Raw genomic sequence first — 26107 nt, 5'->3', positions numbered from 1 at the left:
CCTTGGAGTATTATTTAATCCAGACTTGTTTTAAGCAATCAATTATATAACTTTGTTGCCTATTATCAAGTTCCGGAAACAAAGGCAGAGCTAAAGTATGGCTTGCTAACTTTTCTGACACCGGTAGATCACCTGTTTTATACGCCAAGTTAAGGAAGGCTCTTTGTAGATGCAAAGGACTTGGGTAATATACACCTGTACTTATCCCCTTTTGTTCTAAATGATGCTTTATTTCATTTACATACTTACTTGTTATGACATATAAATGATACACGTGTTTTACACCTTCAATTGCTTTAGGACATGTTACATTTGTGTTCTTGAGCTCTCGATCGTACTTACTTGCTAATAATCTTCTTTTTTCATTCCATTCGAATAGATGACTTATCTTGACATTTAATATAGCAGCTTGAATTTCATCTAAGCGACTATTGTACCCAACCATTTCATTGAAATATTTTACTTTACTTCCATGCGCTGCTAGCATTCTGATTCTTTCAGCAACTTGCTGATTATCTGTTACAACTATTCCCCCATCCCCATAGCAACCTAAATTCTTTGTTGGAAAAAAAGAAAAACACCCAATATCCCCAAGGCTACCCACTGGATTGCCTTTATAAGATGCACCAAGTGCCTGACATGCATCCTCAATAATGATCAATTGATGTTTCCTACCCAGTTCGATGATTGCATCCATTTCTGCTGGTTGACCAAACAAATGAACCGGAATGATAGCCTTTGTCTTTTTTGTGATTTTCTCTTCAATCAATTCAGGTGAAATATTGAAGGTATCTTCCTTAACATCAACAAATATCGGAACTGCTCCTACACGCGCTATTGCCTCTCCTGTCGCAAAGAAAGTGTATGGAGATGTAATAACTTCATCTCCCTGACCTATTCCAAACGCATCCAGAGCCAAAACAAGACCATCTGTACCATTCGCTACTGGTACTGCGTATTTTGAACCAGTAATTTCTTTTATTTTTTCTTCCAATTTTCTCACTTCTGGTCCATTTATATATTGACCACTTCTTAAAACTTTTTTTACCGCTGCAAGTATCTTCTCTTCTAACATACTATATTGGGCAGTTAGATCAATTAATGGTATTTGCATGTACTCACTCCCTCTTTAAGACCCTTGCTGGGTTGCCTATTACAGTAGTGCTGTTTTGGACGTTTTTAGTTACTACCGCTCCAGCTCCAACTACGGCATTTTCCCCAATGGTTATACCTGGCAATAAGGTTGCGTTGTTACCTATTCTTACTCCTTTCTTAATATACGGACCTTTTAACTTGCGTGTCCCTGTTCCCATTTGTTTATCATTTGAAGTAGAAACCTCTGGCCCCATAAATACGTCATCTTCCATCACCATATCTGCTGTAACATAGCACCCTGTCTGTATCATACATCTTTTTCCAATTTTGGTTCTACATTCTACTATTACATTTCTTCCTATAACACTTAAATTCCCAACATTAGTATTCTCCCGAATACTTGCCAAGTCCCCTACCATTACCTCTTCTTCTAAAATGCTGCCCGCATAAAGAACTGTATTATTGCCTATTTTGCAGTTATTACTTATGATTAATGGTTTTTGTGCTCTCACTTTATGCTTTACACGTGAATTTTGAAAAGGCTGACAACCAAGCACAGCATTTGATCCAATTTGTACATTATCTCCAATTATTGTCCCTGAATGGATGACTGTATGATGACCTATACTTACATTTTTTCCTATTGAAACACCATCTTCTATAATGACATATTTTCCACCATGCATACTATTTTCAGGTGAATTCACATGTGCACCCCATTTCTGCCTATATTCTAGCTGTAAACACCTACCCCTTTACATGATATGATTTTGATTATTAGTTATGTTCATTTTTCATGCCCCCCGTTTCAACATAAAATGAAAATAAAGTACTCCTTTCACAATACTTCTAGTGTAAAGGAGTACTTTATTTAGCTGTCCACATTATCTTTCGTGGAAAATCTATCTAATGGCAAGTTCACCGTGGAACCTGTTTGAATGGACTTATAAATAGCAAAAATTATTTCATGTGTCTTAAGCGTGCTTTCGATACTAACATATGGTTTAGATCCACTTCTTATTGCTGAAACAATATCTTTATACATCTTAGTATGGGAAATTTCCTCTATCTTAGTTCGAATTTCTAAGTCGTTTTCATTTTCGTCTTTAAATCTCCAATATTTGAAGTCATTTAATCTTTCACCTTCTAAAGATACATACCCATTTTCTCCAAATAGACTTAATGAGGTTTGCAAGTTTTTATCATAAACTGTAGTAGTACCCTCAATAATTCCTACTGAGCCATTAGCAAACTTTAATAGTGCCGTACCTAAATCTTCTGCTTCGATTGGATGTCGAAACGTTCCTCCCACTCCATATACAGATACTACATCGCCAAAGAAGAGCTGTAACAAATCAATGTAATGTATACATTGATTTAATAATACCCCCCCATCTTTTTCCCAAGTTCCTCTCCATAGACTCTTGGCATAATATTCATTACTTCTGTTCCATCTTACTGTAACTGTCCCGTAATAAAGCTTTCCAAATCTTCCTTCTTGTTTTGCTTTAACAATAGCTTGAATTTGAGATAAATACCGGGTCTGCAAGGAAACTGCTACAATATTATTTGTTTCCTCTGCCATCTGATGAAGCTCTCTTGCTTCATCAATAGAAAGAGAGAGTGGCTTTTCAACTACTACATGCTTGTTTTTTTCAAGTGCCAGCTTTGTGATACTAAAGTGTGAATCAGTACTTGTTGCAATTACCACAAGATCAACATCCGACTTCAAAAACAAATTCACCTCTGTAAATAATTTAATATCACTAGGTGAATGCCAATGCATCAAGATATTTCTCATATTCTCTATATTGATATCACATAATGCTACTAGTTGAATATCCTCCGCTAATTCCCCAATAGCTTTCATATGTTTCATTGCTATCATCCCACAGCCGATAATCCCAATTTTTATTTTGTCTATTTTAATTCATTCCTCTCTTTAAAGGGCAATTACATTAGGGTTTTTACCTTTAATTTGATTTCTGGTATCAAATATTATGTTTGAGTTTTTCACTAAATACTGATAATCAATATTACTGTGGTTAGTCAATATAACAACACAGTCATAATCTTGAAGGTTTTCATTTATTGTAGAAATAGAGGAATAACTTCTACCATCTATATATATTTCTGGAATAAAGGGATCGTAGTAATCAACGCTTGCAACCTCTTTTAATAATTTTTTGAATATTGTTAATGCCGTGGATTCCCTAACATCATTCACATCTTTTTTATACGTAAGGCCTATTACAAGTAATTTTCCATTATTAAATTGAAGTTGTTTGTTCACTTCCAGCAATTCTCTTATACGTTTGATTATATAGTGGGGCATTTCATCATTAATTTTCTTTGAAACATCAATAAACTTTGAGCCCATACCTTGTTGGGCCGCTCTCCAGGACAAATACAATGGATCCACAGGGATACAATGACCACCAATTCCAGGCCCCGGTGAATATTTAGTAAAACCAAATGGTTTAGTATCAGCTGCTTCTAGTACCTCCCATATATTTATCTTCAAACCGTTGCAAAGAATAGCCATTTCATTAATAAACGAAATGTTAATAAATCTCTGGGTATTTTCAAGTAATTTTGTCATTTCAGCTACTACAGGGCTGGACACTAAAACGGTACGGTCAAAGACTTGACTGTATAACATTTCAATTTTTTGTTTACATTCCTCCGTAACACCACTGATTAGTTTAGGTATACTTTTAAGTTCATAAGAAGAATTGCCCGGATCTATTCTCTCGGGAGAATATCCAAGGAGAAAATCAGTTTTGATCTTTAAGCCCTTTTCAATTAACTTTGGTAGTACGAATTGTTCCGTGGTTCCTGGATAAGTAGAACTTTCTAGTATAATCAGCTGTCCATTTCCTAGAAAAGGAGAAATTGAATCGATAGCTGACTCTATATATTGCATGTCAGGTTCAAATTGTTTATTCAATGGTGTTGGGACGCAAAGAATACAAACATTTACACTACGAATTCCTTCATATGTTGTGCTTGTATTAAAATTAATGGACTCTGACAAACGCTTAAATTCATCGTCTGTAAAATCCGATAAGTAACTCTTTCCTGATTTAATACATTCTAACTTTTCCATACTGTTATCTATACCTAGTACATCAAACCCTTTACTCTGGAACAAAATTGCCAGAGGTAATCCTACATAACCAAGCCCAATAATAGCTAGCCGAAGTTTATCTGTTTGATTTTTTCTCATCCTCTACTTCCTTCCAAATCTGCTGTTTATATAGTGTATGGAGTATAAACTTAATTGTTATCGACAAGCATTAAAATGGTTATTTAACCTTATTACCAAATGCATGAAGAGAAGAAAATAAGATTATTAATTAAAGGAACAAAATCTAGCATATTTTAATAAGATATAGGAAGAGCTTGTTCCATTTAATGTTGTGTTTCAAAAGAGTTAAGCTCATTAGTAGGGGGAGAGAAATGGAAAAGAAACAAGAATTCTATGACGAAGTTTATTTAAAAGGGGGAAGTGGAGGCAATTATCATAAACACTATTCTGAAAGTATCTACTTTCCAATCTGGAAAAAAGCTGTAGAGCAGTTGAGATCCAGAGTTTCCACACCGAATATTTTAGATCTAGGTTGTGGAGTGGGTCAGTTTGCCAACTATCTTTTTGATGAAGGGTTTTACCTTTATCGTGGAATTGATTTTAGTAAAGAAGGCATCTTATTAGCTCAAAAAGTAAACGATAAGTACAGGAATTATTTTAGATGTGAAAACTTATATGATACTAATTACTTAAGAACCGGCAACTACAATGTGGTGTTCATGCTAGAAGTATTAGAACATTTAGACAAAGATATAGAAATCATCCATAAGATTAAAAGGAACGCAAAGGTGTATTTTTCTGTCCCTAACTTTAATTCACAGGGTCATGTACGTGTATTCAAAAACGAAAAAGCTATTTTAGATCGTTATAAGGACTATTTTATTTTTGATAACATCTTTACTTTTAATTTAGGGAAAAGTAACAAAATATTTTTATGTGAGTCTACGAGACGCTAATATTTCCTCTTTGCATTTATGCGACTAAACTCATTTATTAATTTTACGTAGTCTCCATGTAAACCAATATCAAACCTTCTACTATTTACAACTTTCCCATAACATTCTTCTCGAAATAACAATTCTTTTATGGCATCAGTAAGTTGCAATTCCCCTTCTGCTGGTGCTTTTTTCAAATCCAGTAATGAAAGTATCTCTGGGGTGAAAATATATCTGCCTGTTACAGCTAAATTAGATGGTGCATGTTCACTCGGCTTTTCTACAATATTATCTATTTTAAAAATCCCTTTACTAACCTCCTCACCACTAATAACTCCATAATATTTTAATTTTGATTTTTCCACTTCTTTTACTCCGATGATTGTTTTTTTATATGTGTTAAATTGGTCTATTAACTGTTTTAGTGCTGGCTCCTTCTCTGAAAGCATAATATCATCGGGCAATAAAACAGCAAAGGGTTCATCTCCAATAAAAGCTTTACCGAGCCTTATAGCATCTCCGAGTCCTTTTGCATAAGATTGTCGGATATAATGAATTGGGAAAGTAGGAACTGGAACAATTTCTATGAGGTGTTGCTTATTTTCTCTTTTTAGAAATGCTTCCAGCTCTAAAGACTCATCAAAGTAGTCCACAATTATGTTCTTTCTTTTTGATACAATCATTAATATTTGTTCAATCCCGGATTCGATGGCTTCCTCCACTACATAGTGAATAGCGGGCTTTAATCCAATCGGGAACATCTCTTTTGGTATTACTTTAGTGATAGGTAATCCCCTAGTTCCATAGCCTGCTGCTGGTATAATCGCTTTTTTCACCATAGTAAACCCCTCAATTCCAGCCGTTTTTTTATCGTATTCCATTTTTTATATGTAGAAAGTTGTCTTGATGAAAAAAGGACACAAAAATAGTACCCCACCTAAAGATAGAGGTACCAAGAATAAGAATCTCCATTGTTAAAAATAACATTTCCACGTTTTCTTTTTCTTATCTTGTTTTTTGTTTCTTTTTTTGATTAATTCTTCTGATACCAGTTTCTTTTGACCCATCACACGTACAGCTTTGATCATCCTGCTCACTCCTTTCTTCTTGTCTATTTACAAATTATTCAACTTAGTGTTTAAATGTTTGTACTTGTTCTTCTTTATAGAAAAAAGGGCGTGGACACTTTGATATACTATTAACTACTTAAGCATGCATATGCTATGTCAACCAACAATATTGTAATGGTATATTAAACAAATAAAGGAGAGGATGACATAGAATTTGAAAATAGCTGTCATTGTTGGTACAAGGCCAGAGTTGATTAAAATGGCCCTCTTAATCAAAGAGCTAAAAAAAAGAGACCCGAACCACCTCTTCATTCATTCTGGCCAGCACTACGATTATTTTATGGATGGCATGGTGATGGAATTATTTAATCTTCCTATACCAGACCATCATTCAGGAATCGGATCTGGTTCACATAGCGAAACTACAGCTAAAATCATGACAAAGATGGAGAAATTGATTTTAAACGAAAAGATTAATCTTTTAGTTGTTCACGGGGATACCAACACAACACTCGCTGCAAGCCTCGCCGCCTGTAAAACAAATGCGAAAATTGCTCATGTTGAAGCTGGCTTAAGAAGTTTTGATCGAACGATGCCTGAGGAGCATAATAGGATTCTGGTTGACCATCTTTCCAACTACCTTTTCTGTCCTACCGAAGGAGCAGTAAACAATTTAAAAACAGAAGGAATAACCAAAGGCGTCCATCTTGTTGGTCAGTCTATTGTGGATGCGGTCGACTATATTTCAAATAGTGTCCCACCAAGCATCTTAGATAAACTTTCTTTAAATCCAAAATCCTATTTATTTGTTACGTTTCACCGCCAAGAAAACACAGATAATCTTTTTCGTTTAAATGGGATTGTGGATGCCATTCATTACTTAACCACTCTATCACCCTATAAAGTGGTTTTAGCCCTTCACCCTAGAACTAAAAAGATACTAATTGAAAATAACCTATTGAAGCTTTTGATTAATCATCCACATATTCGGGTTTTAGATCCCCCACCAAACTTTCATGAATCCATCCATCTACAACAACATGCCAAAATCGTATTAACAGATAGCGGCGGATTACAAGAAGAAGCCTGCATTCTAGGAACACCTTGTATTACGCTTAGAGAAAATACCGAACGACCGGAAACAGTGAATTGTGGAGCAAATACACTTGCAGGATTTAATACGGTAAAAATAATTGATGCAGTAAAAAATGTATTAACACAACAAACAGTTTGGTACCATCCTTATGGGCCCCCTGGGGTTAGCGACAAGATTTTAAACATCCTCTCACAAAAGACTAAGTGACAGCTTCATTCAAAAAGCAAAGAAGGGTCCTTAACAGACTTGCTACTGTTAAGGACCACTTTTCTATTTTAAAATGTTAATAGCTTTCTATTCTTCCTCTTCCTCTGAATCTGAAAAGTCATCTTCATCGCTATATTCCACTGCTATGTTTACTTCTTTGGCTTCACCATTTTTGACTGCTTGCAACACAGCCTTCAATGCCTCTTCCGCACTAAGCTCCGGTGATAGCGTGAATCCTCTTTTAAAGGCAACTTTCAAATTGGCATGCTGCACTTCAATGGACATATCTTATTCACTCCCTTAAAGAATTAGCATCGTATATTCATCATATGCTTAGCGGCCAATGCTCATGAGCGAATTTTAAGTGTAGTTTCTGAGTTCTACTAAAACATCCCTCATCTTCTCCAGCTCTTCCTGTTTTACTGTAATCGTTTCTTCGAGCATATTTTCATATATTTTCAAGATTAACTGTCCGTACTGAGTTCCTGGTACGGCCCAACGCCCGTTTAAATCAATCCATCCAGGGGCAATGCCTCTTGTCACAAGGTCAAAACGTGGATCTACATTAGGGAAGTTTGTTGGTAGCGGCTTACGATTTGCATATGCGTAAAGATGTTGGATATGAGCAAGGACACCTTCTTCAGGCGTAGCGAACGCAGCCCCTCTCACTTCTCCACCTGTCGCTCCGATTCCGGCGTAGTTGTTCTGGTCCGGTTTAACAATTCCCGTGAAACGGAAGTAATTCGTTTCATGAATTGCCTGTGCAAAGGCCACATCGCCTCTGATGTTATAAGCCTCTCCTAGCTCGATATAATACTCTCCAAGCAAAGGGGCATTGGGATTGATTCCTTTAACGAAAGTATCAAGTTCTTCTGCTTTTAATACGGATTTACCTTCAATGGATAGTCCAGTTGGTTGTGGAACATTTGGTGGAGCTGGCGGAGTTGGTGGTGTTGGATCTGCTGGAGGGATCGGTGCTGGTGACATAGTGGTTTCGACTAGTATGAATGCTTCGACTCCTAATTTTTTTATTTGAGCGACAAGATTTTCCGCGTTTTCCCTGTCTTTAAATGCACCCGCTTGCACACGAAAATATGGTGCGCCGTTTAATGTTGTGGTGGCAATGAATGCTGTAATACCCTTTGTCTGAAGAAATTCCAGCCTGGCTTCCGCGTTTTTCCTATCCTTAAAAGAACCCGCAATTACTTTATACAAATTGGTTGTCACCTTCCTTGGCAGGGCCAAAGCTTTGGCAAGACCTTCCCCGATAGCTGCCGACACATCCTCCTTAAAAGTTTCATGCTGGATGAGCGCTCTATCCTCGGTACTATCTAGAAACAGAATTTCCAACAGAACAGATGGCATCGACGTCTCTCTTAACACATGGAAGTTCGCCGCTTTGACTCCTCTATCTCTCCTATTGTATTTACTTGTCACCACATTAATGACTTCCCTATGAACAATTTCCTGAAAAGTCTTTGATTTACTAGAGACTGCATTGCTACCATTAAATCGATAGCTTTCAAAGCCTGTCCCTCCACCGGCGTTGTGGTGAATAGAACAAAAACAATCTGCCTTAACAGAGTTAGCAAGATTGGTTCTCGCTTCCAAGCTGACCGTCGAATCCCCCTCTCTTGTCATCATCACTTTAACCTCATATTCTTTTTCCAAATATACTCTCACTCGTTTGGCAATATCTATATTCACTACTTTTTCTTGGAGCCTCTGAAACACGGCCCCCGGATCCTGTCCACCATGACCAGGGTCTAAAACTACCAATTTCATCTGGTGATTCCCTCCTTTTACTATAGAATATGCTAGAGTTCGGAGGGAGGTATGGGTGAATGTAATTGGTTAATCATATTTTAATGAAAATTGATAGAAATAGTATTTTTGAAGTAGGTTTTTAATTAGGGGGACAAGTGCCTTTCCGGAGTATTTTTAGTTGAGTACTATAAAGTATCTATATATTTAGGGGGTGAATGTTATGGGATTATATTATGACAAAGGTTTTGACAGCGGTTGCTGTTCATGGAAGAAGAACGATAAAGGTGATCAAAGCTGTTTTTGTGGGCATTACACCGAGAAATTCCTTAATCAATTTATCACTGTTACTTTGGCTGGGGCACCAGGTGGAAGTGGTCAGAGAACTGGAACGCTGATAGATTTTAAGAAGAAAGCTGGCATCCTTGTATTATCTGTTCCTGCAGAAGGAGAAGATCCAGCTCAGATTTTGCATATTTGCTGTAAGGCAATAGTTAGCATTAGTCTAGCAACACCAGAATAAATGGAAAAAGCCGCAAAATTCATTGCGGCTTTTGTTTTATAAGACGTGATACCCGGAATCCACGTGAATATTTTCCCCAGTGATCCCGCGGGACAGGTTACTGAACAAGAACAACGCCGTGTCTCCAACCTCTTCTTGTGTTGTCACTCTGCGCAGTGGAGCAGTTTCTTCAATTTCTTTCAAAATGGAGTTGAAGTCACTTACACCTTTTGCAGAAAGCGTACGGATTGGACCAGCGGAAATGGAGTTGACGCGGATACCCACTTTGCCTAGATCATTGGCAAGGTATTTCACGCTTGCATCAAGACTTGCTTTAGCCACACCCATGACATTGTAGTTTGGAACCACTTTTTCACCGCCAAGGTAAGTAAGTGTTACGATGCTTCCGCCATCTGTCATGATTTCTTTTGCTTCTTTAGCCACAGCAGTTAAAGAGTAGGAACTGATATTGTGAGCAAGCAGGAATCCGTCTCTAGTTGTGTTCATGTAATCGCCCTGAAGCTCTTCTTTGTTCGCGAATGCGATACAATGCGCAACACCGTGGATCGTGCCAACTTCTTCTTTAATCTGCTGGAAGCAAGTGTGCACTTCGTCGTCTTTTGTTACGTCACATGGAAGAACGATCGAGTCGTTTCTTTCAAGTGAACCTGCAAGCTCTCTTACGCTTTTTTCTAAGCGTTCACCAGCGTAGGTGAACACTAGACGTGCACCCGCGTCATGCAGGGAACGTGCGATACCCCATGCGATACTTCTTTTATTTGCTACTCCCATTACTACATATGTACGACCATCTAAGGATAAGTTCATTGGATATATATCCTCCTATTTATATAAGTTATTAGTACCTAGTCATAATTATAGCATATAGTTGTCGAAATGCGAACTTATTCTTTTGGGAAATTGGTGATTAGAGGTCACACTTGGATAAATATGGGTGATCTCTTGCCGTTTTTTCTTTTCCAATCAAGTTTCGGGTGCAGAGACGGCTTCTCTCTTACCGTTTTCGTTTTTCCAACCGAGTTTCGGGCGGAGAGGGCGCCTCTCTCATCCCGTTTTCAATTTTCTATCGCGTTTTCGGGCGGAGAGACCTCCTCTCTCATACCTTTTTTGCTTTTTCAACAGTTTTTCGGGCGGAGAGACCACCATTCTCTTACCGTTTAATCTATTCTAATGAATTTCAGGTCCTGAAATTCACAAAAAAGCAGTACAGGTATCCTCCCCCCTGCACTGCTCTCTATCGTATCAAGTCAAATCAATCATAATCCCTGCCAAGCAGAACTTCTTTCGGTATCTCCGTTCCGCGCGTCCCACGGAGATCCTCTTTTTCCTCGCGTGGATAGAAGATGATAAAGCTTTCGGGATTAATTTTTGCAAGTTTACCTGGTATTTTCTCAAGTTGTGGGTGCCAGGCTGTCGTTCCTCTTCTGGCACTAATCACAACTACTAGGTCATCCGCTTGAAGTGTCGGTAGCTTGTTTTCATAAAGCGCCGTCCAACCTTCCACCCACTCCACAACTGTCGGTGGATTTGGTTTGATTTCGCGCATATGCGCTTTGTATACGTCTGGGAATCCCTTGATGACATAGCATTGGATCGTTGCACCAAGGTTGCTGGCGATTAGTTTAATCGTTGCAAGTGCGTCCCAGTATCCTGGTTTATGGTCAATCCCTTTTGGAAGGATTAGCACAATCCGTTTTGTTGTATTCAGTGGATGGCCAAGCTTAGAAATCAACACAGACACATTTGTCTGATCTAGCACCTGGTCGATGACACCGCCGAAAATTTTCTGAGGAGCGGTACGTTCTCCGTTCCAGCCTGCCACAAGGGTGGTGATACGTTCCTCGGCAATCGCACGGTTAATTCCAATCGCGATGTTCCGGTCTACCCTTGTCGTCACGCGGATTGGAACATCTGCGCCACTGGAATAGGAAACTGCCTGCCCAAGCATTTTCTCTGCTTTTGCAACATCTCCATCTGCTCCCCACATGTCCCGCTGTACCACACTCAGCGCATATAACGGATGCTCGACAGAATTAGATTGTCTGATGACAAAAGCAAGGTCCATCAACGACTCCATCGTATTCGGGTTGGCGATTGGAATCAAGATTCTCTCTGGTGCGTCCCCTTTTTGAACTGGCATCATTTCTTCCTCGAGTGCAAGTTTTCGTCCATATTTTTCAACTAAATAAGGACCCACAATACACGTAATCAAAATCATGATGATAACGCCATTGACCGTCGCCTGGTCCAACAGCCCGACATTAAATCCGACAAGTGTGGCAGCAAGGGTCGCAGCGGCTTGCGGCGTCGTAAGGCCGAATATCACCATTTTTTCGTCTTTGGTGTACTTATAAAATTTACTTGTCATTACCGCGGCAATATACTTACTCACCAATAGCCCGAGCACGATCGCAATTGTTAGAATCCAAGCTTTCGCATTGCCGACAAGTACACTTAAATCCATCAGCATCCCGACAGATAACAAGAAAAATGGAATGAAAATGCTGTTGGCCGTAAAGCGAATTCTGTTCATCAGCGGTCCTTGATCAAAGATAAAACGGTTCAAGGCAAGCCCTACTAAAAACGCCCCGATAATCGGCTGCAGACCTGCAATAAGTGCCAATGACCCAGCTGTGAACAGCATGACCATGACATAAATGAACTCCCCTGTTCCTTCTGTCGCCACGTTCCGGAAAAACCATCTAGAGAGAAAAGGCGTCCCCAAGAATATAATCGCAACAAAGACAATCAAGGAAAAGGTCAATTTCACTCCAAAATATATATCCAGTTCTCCTGCTGCCGCGCCTGTAATGACAGCAAGCACCAATAAAGCAAATGTATCCGTTAAAATACTGCCGCCAACAGCTGTGGTAATGGCTTTGCTTTTCCCGATTCCAAGTCGACTTGCAATCGGATAACCTAAGAGTGTATGCGATCCAAGTATTGATCCGATTAGGATGGCTGCTGCCACACTGTAGCCAAGCAGCAAGCTGATGGCTGTCCCGACCAGCAGCGGTATCCAGAATGACATCAAACCAAAGACAATACTGCGGTTCCGATATTTCTTAAATCCGTCCAGATCCATTTCCAGTCCGGCTATAAACATAATAAACAGCAGTCCGACTGTGCCAAGCAGCTCAATGGTGGAACTTCTTTCAAGCACCGCCAAACCATTGGGGCCAATGATTACCCCTGCTAAAATCGGTCCTATCAACCCCGGTATACGCAACAATTTCATGAAATAGGGAAAAATGAAAAAGATGATCATGGCAATTGTAAAAACTAATACCGGTTCTTTTATTGGTAATTCAAACATGCTATCTTCCCCGATCAGTTCTTTTTTTGTATGTAATAAGCAAGAATTATATCACGTTTTTACTACGCTAATACAGCAATCCGATAAATTCTTCATGTAAAATTTACAATAATGGTAAAATGAAGATATTAACAATAGTATGAACTTTTTCCTTTTTTCTCACTCATTTGTATGGGGAAACTGGGATAGATATGTATAAAAAGGAGTGTTCTAGCTTTATGAAAATAGATGTCATCGGTGATATTCATGGGTGCATAGAGGAATTTAAATCTCTTCTAATAGACTTGGGTTACTCAGAGGTCAAGGGTCTGTATAAACATCCTGAGGGGAGAAAACTTGCTTTTGTTGGCGATCTTACTGACCGAGGGCCTGACTCAATCGGTGTGGTGAAGATTGTTTATGCTTTGGTCGATGCTGGACTTGGTTATTACGTACCGGGAAATCACTGCAACAAGTTGTATCGCTTTCTTTTAGGCAACAAAGTACAGCATACACATGGACTTGAAACGACTGTCGCGGAGTTTGAAGCATTGTCGGGTGCTGCACAGGAAGAGTTCCGGAAAATGTTCATCAAGCTTTATGAAGAGTCGCCCCTTTATCAGGTAGTGGATGATGGCAAGCTAGTTGTAGCGCATGCCGGAATTAAGAAGGAATACATAGGAAAAGAGGGCAAAAAGGTGAAAACTTTTGTCCTTTACGGCGATATCACCGGAGAGTTCCATGAAAACGGCATGCCTGTTCGCCGTGATTGGGCGCAAGAATATGACGGCGATGCTTGGGTTGTCTATGGTCATACGCCAGTCCGGGAAGTAAGGATCGTCAATAACACCGCTAATATTGATACAGGTGCGGTTTTTGGGGGTAAACTTTCCGCTTTGCGCTATCCTGAAATGGAGACGGTTTCTGTTGACTCTGGGATGCCGTTTGTGAAGGAGAAGTTTCGGGAGTTGTGGGATTGAGGGGACGTCGGGTGGCGGTTGAGCTTGTTGGAGTGGGCTTGGCTGGGACAGCGACGGCTTGGCGGCGGAAATGTGACAGCAATAACGGGAATCCGCCACCGGGGTTCACTCTCAAAAGCAGTGTTTACTGAATCGGGCGATAATTAGAATTTACGGGCGACTTTTTGGAAATACGGGCGATAATTGAAATTTACGGGCGATTTTTTCTAGTTTACGGGCGAAAATCAGAAATTACGGGCTATTCCCATTTACTTCTATAACGAACCCACTCCCGCCGTAAGCGAGCGAGCTAGTCCCCAAAAATAGAAAGCTGACATCCCCATGGATCGTCAGCTCTCCCCCAATACTCTTTTCATATCCTCCGGCAACTCACATCGAAACGTCATCTCCCGCTCTTCCACTGGATGAAAGAAGCTCAACTCACAGCTATGCAACGCTTGGCGCAACATACCATCCTCCATAGAACCTCCGTATAAACTGTCTCCAAGAAGCGGATGCCCTAGATATGCCATATGCACGCGAATCTGGTGGGTCCGCCCTGTCTCCAAGCGCAGTGACAGATGACTCCAACCTTCTCCAACACGAATCACTTCGTAATGGGTGATTGCACGTTGTCCATCTTCCCGGACTTCGCGCTCGATAATACTCGAATCCTTCCGCCCAATCGGTGCATCCACAGTCCCACTAGCCTCAGCCTCATCAACATTCATCTCCCCATGAACCAACGCTTCATAGCGCCGCTTAACGCCAAACTCCTTCTGCTGCAACGAAAAAAGATGATGGGCGTGGCGGTGCTTGGCAATAAGCATCAATCCCGAAGTATCTAGGTCCAAACGAGTTACAATGTGAATGGTTGAACAAATCCCCTTGGACTGATAGTAACCAAGCAATGCATTAGCAAGTGTTCCATGACGATGCTCCCTAGATGGTATAGATGCCATCCCTGCAGGCTTGTTCACCACAAGGACATATTCATCCTCGTATACGATATCAAGGGGGACTTCTTCAGCTACCAGATCTTCACTAGGCTCTTCTTTTGGAAAAAACACTTCAACCGTATCGCCTTTTTGGAGAACGTATCGCACAGTAACGGCGCTGCCATTCACATGCAGCGCCCCACCGTTGAATTTTATATCGATCAAGGCAGCTTTTGATATCTGCCTTTCTTTTAGGAATTCACGAAGCAGTTTCCCTTCGTCATGCTCCCCAGCTTTAAAGACTAGAAAAAATCTTTCCATAACAACCAGTCCTCTTATTTATCCGTAATAAATGAATCGCTAACCCGTTTCCAGAATGGGAAAGGACGGAAGCGTGCAAAGCGGATTTTCTCTTTTGCCACACGGCTTTGAATAGATTTCACATCTTTATGCAGCAAGGTCAAATGGTCAATGGTGATTTGATAGTCAACATCATTGACAGGCTTTAATAGACAGGTATGGTGCTGCGGCAACACAAGTGGTGACCCAATGGTACGGAATACCCTGTTATTAATGGATGCCATCTCTGCCAGTTGAATAGCCGGTAAAGATGGGTGCAAGATTGCCCCGCCTAACGCTTTATTATAGGCGGTACTTCCAGAAGGAGTGGAGATGCACAGGCCGTCACCGCGAAATGTTTCAAATAACTGCCCTTTGATTTCTACATCCATCACCAACGTACCTTCCACACTTTTAACCGTACATTCATTTAGTGCCAAGTAACGGGCTTCCCTTCCCCCATCATTGTAGCGGATAATCACTTCCAATAAAGGATATTCCACAATTTGATAGGGAGTCTTGGCAATCGCAATGACCAATTTTTCAATTTCCTCTGGCACCCAATCGGCATAAAATCCAAGATGGCCGGTGTGGACACCGATGAAAGCAGTCTTGTCCAGGCGGCTGCGGTAGCGATGGAACGCGTATAGAAGTGTCCCATCTCCCCCGACAGAAACAACCAAATCAGGTTGATCTTCATCATAAGTCAAATCAAAGTCCTGCAAGTAGGTCCTCATTTTGTGCATCAAAGTGTTTGAAACCGAGTCCCCTTTGGAGGTTATGGCAAATTTCATACTCCCACCCCTTTTGTTAGTTCGAATCCAGCTCTTTTTTTCGTGAAAAGATGGCTTGTGCTTCTTGGATTTCTCCTCGGATTTGCGACATTTCCGCATCAAGTAGATATGCCGCTTCCGCTGCACGAACCAGTCTCTCTTTTATATCCTGAGGAAATTGGCCGCTATATTTATAATTCAGTGAGTGTTCGATAGTTGCCCAGAAGTTCATCGCAAGTGTCCTGATCTGAATCTCTACGAGGATTTTCTTTTCTCCTTCAATTGTTTGTACGGGGTAACGGACAACCACATGATAGGAACGATAGCCGCTGTTTTTTCGGGAGGAAATATAATCTCGTTCTTCGACAATTTCAAAATCATTTCGAATACGGAGAATTTCCACCACTCTATGTATATCATCCACAAACTGGCACATCATGCGGACACCGGCAATGTCCTGCATTTCATCTTCCAGCTTTTCAAGAGAAATTCCTTTGCGGGTCGCTTTATCCAAAATACTTGCTATCGGCTTGACCCTTCCCGTGACAAACTCAATTGGAGAATGCTCCGATTGCATCTTGAATTGCCCGCGCATCCCCTTTAATTTCACTTTCATTTCATCTATTGCCTGTTTATAAGGCGCTAAAAACAAATCCCAGTGTTGTATCATAATTGGCCAAACCCCTTAAAAAATCTCGTTTACTCTTCTCTCCATCTCTTCCCCATAATTGGCGTTGTCTCTAATATTTTCTATTAAATACCCTAGTTCTTCTTCTATGTTTGTCAGCAATAATGCCGTATTATCCACCACTAGTACAATTGCCTTTTTATCCTCTAATGCCTGTTTTACATCATTCCAAAAATCATCCTTAATGCTTACATAGATAAATTCAGTCGCTGTCTCCAATTTATAGATAAATGCGAGATTGTCTGAATCCACCAGCATTTGATTGCTCGCAGACACTTGATCAAGCGGAAAAGATACAGAATCCGCCTCCAGCAAAAGTTGTTGTTCATTCCATGATGTTTTCTTGATTTTAATTCTTTTTTGCATAATAATCTCCTTCCAACCTAAATCCTACTCATATATTATCATAATTCCCTACCTGCAACGAAATGGAAACCTAACTTTTTTACCAAATAATTGTGTTTAATGATTCCTAAAAGAATGGCAGTTAAACATTGCCTTCCCTCGAAAAGCAAGTAATAATAGAAGTATATCAATTAGGAGAGGTAAAACTATGACTAACCAAGAAATCGAAATCGAATTTAAGAATTTATTGACTTTTGATGAATTTACATCTCTCTGTTCGGCATTTAAAGTGAATTCAGATGATTTTTTCACTCAGGAAAATCATTATTTTGACACGCCTGGGTTTGCATTAAAGGAAAAAGGCTGTGCTCTCCGCGTTCGAAAAAAAGGCGACACATTCACTCTTACCTTAAAACAACCTGCTGCAGAAGGACTTCTTGAAACACATCAGATTGTGTCTGAGGATGAATTTGTAGCTATGAAAAGCGAAAAGAACGGATTGATCAGCGGAAATATCTCCAGTATTTTAATGGACGAGCTTAGTATCTCCCCATCTGAAGTGATCTACTTTGGTTCATTAAAAACAAACCGCGCCGAGCTTTCATACAAAAATGGATTATTAGTATTGGATGAAAGTAATTATATAGACACTAGCGACTTTGAGCTGGAGTATGAGGTAAACAATTATGCAGAAGGCGAGAAGTTATTCCATGAACTACTCGAAGCATATGGAATCCCGCTCCGTGAAACGAAAAATAAAATTGTAAGATTTTACGAGGCAAAAGCCTGTTCACTTACAGGAGAAGAGGGTCAAAAATGAACGTAGAACAGTTACGATCCATGATGCAACTTCAAGCGTTGCAAGGATTACAAGGAAACAAGCAAACCAATAACTCAAGTTCATTCTCTAATGTATTGGCGGGAATGATGACTACTGACACTGTTAATTCTTCGCTCCCTGGTCAGCATTCCTTTTCTCATCCATTGAATTCCGCAATGCTTTCCATGAATGCGGGCCTGTTGGAAGCGGAGATTAGTAAGAGCATTGCTCCTCAAACTGCTACTGGCGCAGTTAAGGAAAAGGTGAGCGTTGCAAGACGGTCAGATTTTGAAGATATTATTGAGGAAGCTTCTATAAAATATGGAGTCGACCCAAAACTAATCAAAGCAATCATCCAACAAGAATCAAGCTTTAATCCAACTGCAGTGAGCCATGCGGGGGCAACCGGTTTAATGCAACTCATGCCTCTAACAGCAAAAGGACTCGGCGTCACGAATGCGATGGACCCTCGTCAAAATATTATGGGCGGCACTAAATACATTCGTCAGATGCTCGATAAGTACGATGGCAACCTAACCCTCGCCCTTGCCGCCTACAATGCAGGACCTGGAAACGTAGACAAATACAACGGAGTCCCTCCCTTCAAAGAAACCATGAACTACGTCCGCAAGGTAACCGGGAACTACCAGGCTTAAACTTTCACAAAAAACACCGCGCATGTTTTTGAAAATCTCATGCCGGTGTTTTTTATTTGTCCTGATGAGGATGAGATAACCCGTTGATTGGAGTGGAAGGCGCGTAGACGCCCGCGGGAGGAAGGGACAGGTGAGACCCCGCAGCGTAGCGAGGAGGCTCACGGACCGCCCGCAGGCAAGCGAAGCGCCTGGAACGGAAATCAACAGTTACCCCTATCCTCCTTCCTCCTCTCTCCCTTTTTTCCCTATTTTTTGCAAGGGTGGAATCGAATTGTTTGAGATATAATAACCACATTGCTAAAATATACATACAATCGTTACTTTAGATATAAGGAGTTAAAAATGATGGATAACATACAATCACCTTTTGAAACTGTTGGCGGAGAGCAAGTCATCAATGAACTTGTAGACGCATTTTACGATCGTGTAGGTCGCCATCCCAGTTTAGCTCCTATTTTCCCGAATGACCTGACGGAAACAGCAAGGAAGCAAAAGCAATTTCTTACCCAATACTTAGGAGGACCACCTCTTTATACAAGTGAGCATGGGCATCCAATGCTGCGTGCGCGCCATCTGCCTTTTGAAATTACACCGAAGCGTGCGAAAGCATGGCTTGCATGCATGGAAGAGGCAATGGATGAAGTGGGACTTGAGGGTTCATATCGAAAAGAATTTTTTCAGCGTTTAGTACTAACGGCTCAACATATGATCAATACCCCAGACAAACCTGAAGAAAAGGAAGATTCATGTGACCTGTAATGATAAGAAATTATTTTATTTAAAAAACATTCAGCATACTACCAATAAACCAATAGAGATTTACTTCTTCATCGACCCTCTCTGCCCGGAGTGCTGGGCATTGGAGCCGATGCTTAAGAAGTTATACGTGCAGTACGGTCAGTATTTTACCATCAAGCATATTGTCACAGGCCAATTAACATCCCTTAATCTGGCCAAAAAACATTATGCTGCTTCGATGGCCCAAGTTTGGGAACGCACGGCAACCCGTTCTGGCATGTCCTGTGATGGGTCCTTGTGGCTTGAGAATCCGATTGAATCGCCATATGTTGCATCCATTGCAATTAAGGCTGCAGAACTTCAAGGACGTAAGGCAGGAATCAAGTACTTGCGGAAGTTACAAGAGGTACTATTCCTCGAGAAACAGAATATCTCCGAACTCCCAGTATTAATGGAATGTGCGGAGTCAGTCGGACTCGATATGGAAGAGTTCAAGAAAGATATGAGCGGAGATTGTGCTTCCAAGGCATTAAATTGTGATTTCAAAATCACCAATGAAATGGACGTATCTGAGATCCCCACGCTCGTATTCTTTAACGAAAATATTGAAGAAGAAGGCATTAAAGTTTCAGGCTATCACTCCTATGAAGTGTATGTGCATATTTTGCAAGACATGCTGGGGGAACAACCATTTCCTAAGATGCTGCCGCCTTTAGAGGACTTCTTGTCTCAGTTTTCTTTTGTAGCAACAAAGGAAATATCCGTAGTCTATAACCTGCCGATTGTAGAAGTGGAGCATGAATTGAAAAAGCTACAGCTCGCCCAGCGCGTAGAAAAGGTTCCCGTAAAGCATGGGACGTTCTGGAGATATATTGCGAATTAACTTAGTAAGAATAAATAAACCGGAGCGACAAACTCAGGATGTTTGCCTCTCCGGTTTTTAGATTTTGAAACAACTTCTTTTGGTTTTTTTAAGACCGACGAAGTTGTTTTTTATTTTTAGATTTTAGCGAATCGCCCGTATTTTTTTATTTTCGCCTGAAAGCTATTAAAAATCGCCCGTATTTTTTTATTTTCGCCTGAAAGCTATTAAAAATCGCCCGTTTTGCAATTTGGGGGCTACTTAATGCTGGCTGCGCGGCTCGACTAAATTATTTCAATACAAACAGGAAAAGCCCTGGTCAACGGGACCAGGGCTAATCTATTGTCATTAAAGACAACAAAGGGGATGGGAGAAATTTTTCACGGTCAAACAAAGGGGTATATGTTTGTTTGTGAATCGTTTCACAGTTATTAATATATCAGATGATGTCGACTTTTGACAAGAGGTTAGACCTCTATTTCACAACTTTGTCACAAAGGTATTTTTTTGTAATGGAATCTGCCCCTTTTACGTACATATAATTAGTAGAGGTACAAGTCTTATGGAAAGGAGCCGCATCATGTCAAAAATCCCATTCATATTCTGCATCGCGTTTATTCTGTTCAGCCTCTTCATTAACGTCCTTGGACTTATGAAGCTGTACCCGATCTATTTAACGTCTCCCGTACTATTCTTTTCTATCTTCCTGCTTATCGCTCTTTTGAACAATCAGCGGAGATTTAAAGGGTTCAAATAGCCCCCTTTCCCCATAAAGAAAACCACCTCTTTACAAGGTGGTCCCCGTTTGCATTATTAGGAAAGCAACTCTTCCATTTCTTTTAACTTCTCTTCAAATACCTTACAAGCCTCTTCAATCGGGTTGGATTGAGTCATGTCCACTCCAGCCTTTTTCAAGACTTCGATTGGATAATCGGAGCTTCCCGCTTTTAAGAATTCAAGGTAACGGTCGACAGCAGGCTGACCTTCCTCCAAGATCTGCTTGCTTAGTGCTGTTGCTGCACTGTAGCCTGTCGCATATTGATATACATAGTAGTTATAGTAGAAGTGAGGGATTCTTGCCCACTCTAATCCAATTTCCTCATTAATCGTGATGTTCTCACCAAAGTATTTCTTGTTTAACTCATAGTATGTTTCTGTTAGAAGGTCAGCAGTCAACGCTTCACCATTTTGCGCAAGTTCATGGATTTTGTGCTCAAATTCAGCAAACATTGTTTGGCGGAATACTGTACCGCGGAAGCCTTCTAAATAGTGGTTTAACAAGTAAAGACGTTTTTTATCGTCATCCACTGTTTTTAACAAGTAATCATTTAATAGTGCTTCGTTGCATGTAGATGCTACTTCTGCCACGAAGATGGAGTAGTTTCCATACGGATACGGCTGTGTTTTTCTTGTGTAGTAGCTGTGTACGGAATGGCCGAACTCATGTGCAAGCGTGAACAGGTTATTCACATTATCCTGCCAGTTCATTAGAATATAAGGGTTGGTTCCATATGTTCCAGAAGAATAAGCACCAGATCGCTTCCCTTTGTTCTCTTGAACGTCTACCCATCTGTTATCGAATCCTTCTTTTACAATGTCAAGATACTCCTGACCTAATGGTGCAAGACCTTTAAGTAAGTAATCCTTTGCTTCCTCGTAAGAAACCTTCATGTTCGCTTCTTTGATCAGTGGCGTATACAGGTCATACATATGCAGCTCTTCTACACCAAGAACTTTTTTACGAAGATCCACATAACGGTGCAATAGGTGCAAGTTTTTATTGATGGTGTTCACAAGGTTGTCGTATACCGTTTCCGGGATATTGTTGTTGCTTAAGGCAGATTGACGGGCTGAATCATAGTTACGGACCTTCGCTTGGAAGTTGTCCTTTTTCACCGCTCCGCCTAATGTACTGGAAAATGTGTTGCGATATTTTCCGTACGTTTCATAAACCGCTTTAAATGCATTTTTTCTCACTTCTTGATCTTCACTTTCTAGGAAGCGGATGTAACGGCCATGCGTGATTTCAATTTCTTCCCCGTTTTCATCTTTTACAGATGGGAAAGTAATGTCGGCATTGTTCAGCATTCCAAATGTGTTGGAAGATGCGGATAACACTTCAGAAGCTTCTGCTAATAATGCTTCTTCTTTCGCGGATAACACATGCGGTCGTTGGCGATTAATTTCGTCTAAAGAGTGCTCGTATAAAGCAAGTTCTTTATTTTCTTGCAGAAATTTGGCGATGTCTTCTTCTTTCATCGTTAAAATTTCAGGCACCACAAAAGAAAGCGCGCTTGCCACTTGTGTATAAAGATTGGTTGCACGATCGTTCAGTCCTTGGTAGAAGGAATTGGTTGTATCTTGATCGTAGCGCATATGTGCATATGTATAAAGTTTTCCTAATCGACTGGAGATGGAATCCTGGTATTGCAACGCTTCAAACAACGCATCAGCAGACTCGGACAGTTTCCCCTCATAATCCTTTATCTTTCCGATCATACCTTTTACATCTTGAAACTCCTTTTCCCATGCTTCATCACTTGAGAAAATATCCTCTAATCTCCATGTATCCTCCACAGAGATGTCTTTACGCTCTTGTAATTTCTTAACAGCAGTTTGTTCCGCCATCATTAAACCCCCTTTAAAAATAAAAAATGCATCCTTTTAACTATTCGACACGTCCTTATTATTCCCTTTTTTGTTTTATTAATCTTAAGATTGTTTTAGATGCAACAAGTATTCCAATACAATGCGATCTTGTTTATACACGTCTTCCATGGACGGAAAAGGCAGCTCCTTTTTGATTTTCCGATAAATTACAGGGGTTTCCCGCTTTAAGGCCCCAATCGAGACAAGAGTGTCCAAGTATTCCACCACCGCATCCTCATAGGACCCGACCTTTACAAGTGGCAACTCTCTTACAGCAATTTGAGAACCTTTTATACGGCGCTTAAAATTTCGCAATACAGTAGGGACATGAATAATGGAATGTAAAGGGGTATGGTAGATAGAATCAAAGTAGAGCCATGCCTGCCATTCAATAACAGGAGTATGCAATCTGTAAAAAGAAGGAACAGGGAGACCGATTTCAGCCGGAAACAACGAAAGAGGAATGTTCATTTTAGCATAGCAATATTTTCTCAAAAGATTATGGGGTTTATAAAGGGAATAGACATACCTCCATTTCTTTTTATAGTGGAGAAAATGTTCTTTCCAAGATGCATTTTGAATATTCTGCATGATTGGATGCTCGGTCCAACTCTTGCTTGTCATAGACGAAATATAGGTGGAAGAAGTATTAAAGGAAAATGAAGGGTAGAGATAATAATAGAGTGTCGATTTGGGGCAAAATGCTAGGATATACGGAGGACTGTGCGCGTTATGTCTCTGTAGAAATTGCCATTGAAAAGGTGAAAGCTTCATTTGTGGTTCTATGTTTCCTAGTTTTTCTTTTCCAAGTATCCATATTGGCTTGATGTGCGAGCTTTCATAAAGCTTTGTCCTCAGATTGAACTCTGATTTAGAAATGGTAGAGCATTGAAATTCAAATGCATACTTTCGATTTTCTGTTTCCAAATAAACATCTGCTCTTTGATTGGTGCTCGGGATATAATGTTCAAGTGTTGTTGTATGATGGGAGTGGAGAAGGCTTTCGTATAACTTTTCCTTACCTTCAAGATGGTAAAGAGTTTCTGATTCTGAGGAGGCATTACAGGAATCGTTCATGTGGGCAAAATGTACTTTTCTTACCTGTCCATGTTTTAATTGGAGAGCTCGATGACAAGCTGGACAGAAAAACAACTCCCCTTTTGTAAGGCGCTCAACATCTTCTCGGTTCTTCCAATCTAATAAAGAAAAGAAAGATCCGTCCTTTCTTTTTGCGACAAACATTCCAACACACCTTTCGGTAGATATTTTTACACCACTATACCATTCGACTCTTAAAGACAATTCCCTTCAAAAAATTACAAAAAACTTAATTTTATTGTTTAATCGCCGCTGTTCCTTTCCGCAAATGGCTGCGCTTTCCGCGGGGCGACCTTGAGCCTCCTCACAACGCTTCAGGGGTCTCAACATTGCCGCTACTCCCCCGCAGGAGTCTCCGCCATTTGCTCCAATCCACAGCTGAAAATTAATCGTATTAAAAATATCATTTTTTCAGTTAACTCGGTTAAATCCTTTACATTAATTTTTGGGTAAATGAAGTCACCTTGTTGATTGGAGTGGAAGGCGCGCAGACGCCCGCGGGAGGAAGGGACAGGTGAGACCCCGTAGGCGCAAGCCGAGCAGGATCACGGACCGCCCGCAGGCAAGCGAAGCGCTGGAACGGAAATCAACCGTATAATAAATCATACAGACGAAAAAGCCGGAAAGGATATCTCCGGCTTTTACAGTAGTGGAGAGGCCAGTCTTGCCAACGATTCAAACACCTTTTGATAAAAAGGACGGTTGGCAAATACCTCTTTTGCTATTGGTTTCGCATCATGTAAATCTTGCTCGTAATCTTCAACAAGTGTCTTCACACTATCCGTATTGTATAAAAAAGCATTCACTTCAAAATTTAGATGGAAACTTCGCATGTCCATATTCGCGGTTCCAATCGATGCAACCTGTTCATCGACAACCACCACTTTGCTATGGAGAAAGCCTTTTTCATATTGGTAAATCTTCACCCCTGCTTCCATCATTTCTGGAAAATAAGATCTTGAAGCGTAGTAAACGATTCGCTTATCTGGCCGTTTTGGCACCAATAACCGGACATCCAAACCGCTTAGTGCTGCAACCTTCAGCGCAGTGAAGATATCATCATCAGGAACAAAGTATGGAGAGGCAATCCATATGGAGCTGCGAGCGGAAGTGATCATGGAGAAGTATAAACTTTTGATTACTTCCCATTCTTGATCGGGGCCTCCTGCAATCATTTGAACTCCACCATATTTCTTCCCTCCTCCGTTTGCCAAGGCGGGAGTCAAATAGCTTGGAGTAAGAAGAGATTCGTCTGTTGCATAATACCAGTCCTGGAGAAATATTAACTGTAGCGTCCTAACAGCTTCTCCTCTTACATATAGGTGTGTATCCCTCCAGAAACCAAAATATTCATCACGACCGAGATACTCATCCCCGATATTCAGGCCACCAACAAAACCTACATCCCCATCCACGACAATGATTTTCCGATGGTTACGGAAGTTAATTTTATTATTAAATACCGGCACCCTTACAGGTGAGAACGATACAATTTCAACTCCTGCGGCACGGAGCTCCTTTATGTATTTACCGCCCAATTGAAAGCTTCCCACTGCATCGAACAGAAATCGTACCTGTACCCCGCTCTTAGCCTTTTCAATTAATAGATTTTTAATTTGCTTACCAATTTCATCATCTCTAACAATGTAATATTCAAAATGGATATGATGTTTCGCTTTGCTGATTTCTTCCAGAATCCTGGTGAAGGTCTGATTACCGTTAGTCAAAACGACAGTTTCTGTATCGAAGGAGATGGGACTCCTTCCAATATTTTGTGATAGTTGAAAAATGCCTTTTTTACTTTCATCCAGTAGTCGCATATCCTGTTCGGTGTATTCTCTCGTTCCTTCGACCTCCTCCAGTACCTCCTTGTCTAGAAGTGCTTTCCTTTGAAAAAGCCTCCTCTTCCTGACATTTCGCCCAAATATCAAATAAAAGAAAAACCCGAGTACTGGAAAACTCCCTAAGACAACAAGCCAAGTGAGGGTTCTGGTCGGATGTCTATTTTCTAGGGAAATTAAAAAAGCGATAAAGACGACAGAAATAGTAAAAAATATAGAAATGGATCCTAGTAACCATCCTTCCCAAAGGCCTTGGGTTGCAAATAAAACGGCACCGATTACTAAAATAAATACGATAACTCGAATGGTATTTTTCAACTGACTC

24 protein-coding genes are annotated in these 26107 nt (G+C 40.4%); 8 read left to right on the top strand and 16 right to left on the bottom strand.

Going from position 1 to position 26107, the window contains the following annotated elements:
* Nucleotides 1–10: 10 nt before the first annotated feature.
* The 4 genes from FZC76_RS17815 to FZC76_RS17800 form a co-directional block, all read right to left on the bottom strand.
* Nucleotides 11–1114 (bottom strand): DegT/DnrJ/EryC1/StrS family aminotransferase, encoded by a 1104-nt coding sequence (locus FZC76_RS17815; RefSeq protein ID WP_148989514.1) that lies wholly within the window; start codon nt 1112–1114, stop codon nt 11–13.
* Nucleotides 1115–1118: 4 nt separating this feature from the next.
* Nucleotides 1119–1802, bottom strand: coding sequence for an acyltransferase (locus tag FZC76_RS17810; RefSeq protein WP_316246622.1), 684 nt, complete (start codon nt 1800–1802; stop codon nt 1119–1121).
* Between the two features lie 164 nt (nt 1803–1966).
* Nucleotides 1967–2998 (bottom strand): Gfo/Idh/MocA family protein, encoded by a 1032-nt coding sequence (locus FZC76_RS17805; RefSeq protein WP_262372716.1) that lies wholly within the window; start codon nt 2996–2998, stop codon nt 1967–1969.
* Nucleotides 2999–3037: 39 nt separating this feature from the next.
* The gene (locus FZC76_RS17800; RefSeq protein ID WP_148989512.1) at nt 3038–4324 is read right to left on the bottom strand and encodes a nucleotide sugar dehydrogenase; all 1287 of its coding nucleotides are present in this window, start codon (nt 4322–4324) and stop codon (nt 3038–3040) included.
* A 233-nt stretch (nt 4325–4557) separates the two neighbouring features.
* Here FZC76_RS17800 and FZC76_RS17795 point away from each other — a divergent pair, with 233 nt between their 5' ends.
* Nucleotides 4558–5142, top strand: a complete 585-nt coding sequence (locus tag FZC76_RS17795; RefSeq protein WP_187442133.1) for a class I SAM-dependent methyltransferase — start codon at nt 4558–4560, stop codon at nt 5140–5142.
* Here the strand turns inward: FZC76_RS17795 and FZC76_RS17790 are convergent.
* The gene (locus FZC76_RS17790; RefSeq protein ID WP_148989510.1) at nt 5139–5960 is read right to left on the bottom strand and encodes a UTP--glucose-1-phosphate uridylyltransferase; all 822 of its coding nucleotides are present in this window, start codon (nt 5958–5960) and stop codon (nt 5139–5141) included. The two genes, FZC76_RS17795 and FZC76_RS17790, sit on opposite strands and share 4 nt — an antisense overlap.
* A gap of 445 nt (nt 5961–6405) precedes the next feature.
* On the opposite strand from FZC76_RS17790, the gene wecB reads away from it, so the two are divergent.
* Nucleotides 6406–7494: a non-hydrolyzing UDP-N-acetylglucosamine 2-epimerase gene (wecB, locus tag FZC76_RS17785; protein ID WP_148989509.1), complete on the top strand. Its 1089-nt coding sequence runs from the start codon at nt 6406–6408 to the stop codon at nt 7492–7494.
* An 87-nt stretch (nt 7495–7581) separates the two neighbouring features.
* Here the strand turns inward: wecB and FZC76_RS17780 are convergent, their stop codons facing one another.
* Together FZC76_RS17780 and FZC76_RS17775 are read right to left on the bottom strand one after the other, a co-directional pair.
* The gene (locus tag FZC76_RS17780) at nt 7582–7779 is read right to left on the bottom strand and encodes a hypothetical protein (RefSeq protein ID WP_148989508.1); all 198 of its coding nucleotides are present in this window, start codon (nt 7777–7779) and stop codon (nt 7582–7584) included.
* Nucleotides 7780–7854: 75 nt separating this feature from the next.
* Nucleotides 7855–9279, bottom strand: coding sequence for an N-acetylmuramoyl-L-alanine amidase (locus FZC76_RS17775; protein WP_148989507.1), 1425 nt, complete (start codon nt 9277–9279; stop codon nt 7855–7857).
* A gap of 202 nt (nt 9280–9481) precedes the next feature.
* Here FZC76_RS17775 and FZC76_RS17770 point away from each other — a divergent pair, with 202 nt between their 5' ends.
* Nucleotides 9482–9781, top strand: coding sequence for a hypothetical protein (locus tag FZC76_RS17770; protein WP_148989506.1), 300 nt, complete (start codon nt 9482–9484; stop codon nt 9779–9781).
* Nucleotides 9782–9817: 36 nt separating this feature from the next.
* Here FZC76_RS17770 and fabI read toward each other — a convergent pair whose 3' ends face one another.
* Together fabI and FZC76_RS17760 are read right to left on the bottom strand one after the other, a co-directional pair.
* Nucleotides 9818–10588 (bottom strand): enoyl-ACP reductase FabI, encoded by a 771-nt coding sequence (gene fabI / locus FZC76_RS17765; RefSeq protein WP_148989505.1) that lies wholly within the window; start codon nt 10586–10588, stop codon nt 9818–9820.
* Between the two features lie 445 nt (nt 10589–11033).
* Nucleotides 11034–13097, bottom strand: coding sequence for a cation:proton antiporter domain-containing protein (locus FZC76_RS17760; RefSeq protein WP_148989504.1), 2064 nt, complete (start codon nt 13095–13097; stop codon nt 11034–11036).
* Between the two features lie 218 nt (nt 13098–13315).
* On the opposite strand from FZC76_RS17760, the gene prpE reads away from it, so the two are divergent.
* Nucleotides 13316–14056: a bis(5'-nucleosyl)-tetraphosphatase PrpE gene (gene prpE / locus FZC76_RS17755; RefSeq protein WP_148989567.1), complete on the top strand. Its 741-nt coding sequence runs from the start codon at nt 13316–13318 to the stop codon at nt 14054–14056.
* A gap of 329 nt (nt 14057–14385) precedes the next feature.
* On the opposite strand, the gene FZC76_RS17750 is transcribed toward prpE, so the two are convergent.
* Genes FZC76_RS17750 through FZC76_RS17735 form a run of 4 tightly spaced genes read right to left on the bottom strand, consistent with a single transcriptional unit; the run spans nt 14386 to nt 17139 of the window.
* Nucleotides 14386–15294, bottom strand: coding sequence for an RluA family pseudouridine synthase (locus FZC76_RS17750; RefSeq protein WP_148989503.1), 909 nt, complete (start codon nt 15292–15294; stop codon nt 14386–14388).
* 14 nt (nt 15295–15308) lie between these two features.
* Nucleotides 15309–16106, bottom strand: coding sequence for an NAD kinase (locus tag FZC76_RS17745; protein ID WP_010192859.1), 798 nt, complete (start codon nt 16104–16106; stop codon nt 15309–15311).
* Between the two features lie 16 nt (nt 16107–16122).
* Nucleotides 16123–16755 (bottom strand): GTP pyrophosphokinase, encoded by a 633-nt coding sequence (locus FZC76_RS17740; protein ID WP_010192858.1) that lies wholly within the window; start codon nt 16753–16755, stop codon nt 16123–16125.
* A gap of 15 nt (nt 16756–16770) precedes the next feature.
* A complete protein-coding gene (locus tag FZC76_RS17735) occupies nt 16771–17139 on the bottom strand; it encodes a UPF0738 family protein (protein ID WP_148989502.1) in 369 nt (122 codons plus the stop codon).
* Between the two features lie 187 nt (nt 17140–17326).
* Here FZC76_RS17735 and FZC76_RS17730 point away from each other — a divergent pair, with 187 nt between their 5' ends.
* The 4 genes from FZC76_RS17730 (at nt 17327) to FZC76_RS17710 (ending at nt 20215) form a co-directional block, all read left to right on the top strand.
* On the top strand, nt 17327–17938 hold the full coding sequence (locus tag FZC76_RS17730) for a CYTH domain-containing protein (RefSeq protein ID WP_148989501.1): 612 nt from the start codon (nt 17327–17329) through the stop codon (nt 17936–17938).
* The gene (locus tag FZC76_RS17725) at nt 17935–18594 is read left to right on the top strand and encodes a lytic transglycosylase domain-containing protein (protein ID WP_148989500.1); all 660 of its coding nucleotides are present in this window, start codon (nt 17935–17937) and stop codon (nt 18592–18594) included. Before FZC76_RS17730 ends, FZC76_RS17725 begins: the two co-directional genes overlap by 4 nt.
* A 342-nt stretch (nt 18595–18936) precedes the next feature.
* Nucleotides 18937–19353 (top strand): globin domain-containing protein, encoded by a 417-nt coding sequence (locus FZC76_RS17715; RefSeq protein WP_148989498.1) that lies wholly within the window; start codon nt 18937–18939, stop codon nt 19351–19353.
* On the top strand, nt 19343–20215 hold the full coding sequence (locus FZC76_RS17710) for a ClpXP adapter SpxH family protein (RefSeq protein WP_148989497.1): 873 nt from the start codon (nt 19343–19345) through the stop codon (nt 20213–20215). The genes FZC76_RS17715 and FZC76_RS17710 overlap by 11 nt, the downstream gene beginning before the upstream one ends.
* A gap of 792 nt (nt 20216–21007) precedes the next feature.
* Here FZC76_RS17710 and pepF read toward each other — a convergent pair.
* The 3 genes from pepF to cls all read right to left on the bottom strand — a co-directional run bounded on the left by pepF (nt 21008) and on the right by cls (nt 26100).
* The gene (gene pepF / locus FZC76_RS17700) at nt 21008–22822 is read right to left on the bottom strand and encodes an oligoendopeptidase F (protein WP_148989566.1); all 1815 of its coding nucleotides are present in this window, start codon (nt 22820–22822) and stop codon (nt 21008–21010) included.
* Between the two features lie 84 nt (nt 22823–22906).
* Nucleotides 22907–24085 carry a competence protein CoiA gene (locus tag FZC76_RS17695; protein ID WP_148989496.1) on the bottom strand — a complete coding sequence of 393 codons (1179 nt, stop codon included), beginning with the start codon at nt 24083–24085 and terminating at the stop codon, nt 22907–22909.
* Between the two features lie 497 nt (nt 24086–24582).
* Complete coding sequence (gene cls, locus FZC76_RS17690; RefSeq protein ID WP_148989495.1) at nt 24583–26100, bottom strand: cardiolipin synthase; 1518 nt, start codon at nt 26098–26100, stop codon at nt 24583–24585.
* Nucleotides 26101–26107: the final 7 nt, after the last annotated feature.

Origin of the sequence: Sutcliffiella horikoshii (assembly GCF_008180725.1) — a bacterium.
GTDB lineage: Bacteria > Bacillota > Bacilli > Bacillales > Bacillaceae_I > Sutcliffiella_A > Sutcliffiella_A horikoshii_B.
This window is presented reverse-complemented; position numbering and strand designations above follow the sequence as displayed.

Coding starts and splice junctions, on each gene's coding strand:
- FZC76_RS17715 (WP_148989498.1), top strand. CDS start 18,937: ATGATGGATAACATACAATCACCTTTTGAAACTGTTGGCGGAGAGCAA.
- FZC76_RS17740 (WP_010192858.1), bottom strand. CDS start 16,755: ATGATACAACACTGGGATTTGTTTTTAGCGCCTTATAAACAGGCAATA.
- pepF (WP_148989566.1), bottom strand. CDS start 22,822: ATGGCGGAACAAACTGCTGTTAAGAAATTACAAGAGCGTAAAGACATC.
- FZC76_RS17735 (WP_148989502.1), bottom strand. CDS start 17,139: ATGCAAAAAAGAATTAAAATCAAGAAAACATCATGGAATGAACAACAA.
- fabI (WP_148989505.1), bottom strand. CDS start 10,588: ATGAACTTATCCTTAGATGGTCGTACATATGTAGTAATGGGAGTAGCA.
- FZC76_RS17775 (WP_148989507.1), bottom strand. CDS start 9,279: ATGAAATTGGTAGTTTTAGACCCTGGTCATGGTGGACAGGATCCGGGG.
- FZC76_RS17770 (WP_148989506.1), top strand. CDS start 9,482: ATGGGATTATATTATGACAAAGGTTTTGACAGCGGTTGCTGTTCATGG.
- FZC76_RS17730 (WP_148989501.1), top strand. CDS start 17,327: ATGACTAACCAAGAAATCGAAATCGAATTTAAGAATTTATTGACTTTT.
- FZC76_RS17815 (WP_148989514.1), bottom strand. CDS start 1,114: ATGCAAATACCATTAATTGATCTAACTGCCCAATATAGTATGTTAGAA.
- FZC76_RS17760 (WP_148989504.1), bottom strand. CDS start 13,097: ATGTTTGAATTACCAATAAAAGAACCGGTATTAGTTTTTACAATTGCC.
- FZC76_RS17750 (WP_148989503.1), bottom strand. CDS start 15,294: ATGGAAAGATTTTTTCTAGTCTTTAAAGCTGGGGAGCATGACGAAGGG.
- FZC76_RS17790 (WP_148989510.1), bottom strand. CDS start 5,960: ATGGTGAAAAAAGCGATTATACCAGCAGCAGGCTATGGAACTAGGGGA.
- prpE (WP_148989567.1), top strand. CDS start 13,316: ATGAAAATAGATGTCATCGGTGATATTCATGGGTGCATAGAGGAATTT.
- FZC76_RS17695 (WP_148989496.1), bottom strand. CDS start 24,085: ATGTTTGTCGCAAAAAGAAAGGACGGATCTTTCTTTTCTTTATTAGAT.
- FZC76_RS17745 (WP_010192859.1), bottom strand. CDS start 16,106: ATGAAATTTGCCATAACCTCCAAAGGGGACTCGGTTTCAAACACTTTG.
- FZC76_RS17780 (WP_148989508.1), bottom strand. CDS start 7,779: ATGTCCATTGAAGTGCAGCATGCCAATTTGAAAGTTGCCTTTAAAAGA.
- FZC76_RS17725 (WP_148989500.1), top strand. CDS start 17,935: ATGAACGTAGAACAGTTACGATCCATGATGCAACTTCAAGCGTTGCAA.
- FZC76_RS17800 (WP_148989512.1), bottom strand. CDS start 4,324: ATGAGAAAAAATCAAACAGATAAACTTCGGCTAGCTATTATTGGGCTT.
- FZC76_RS17795 (WP_187442133.1), top strand. CDS start 4,558: ATGGAAAAGAAACAAGAATTCTATGACGAAGTTTATTTAAAAGGGGGA.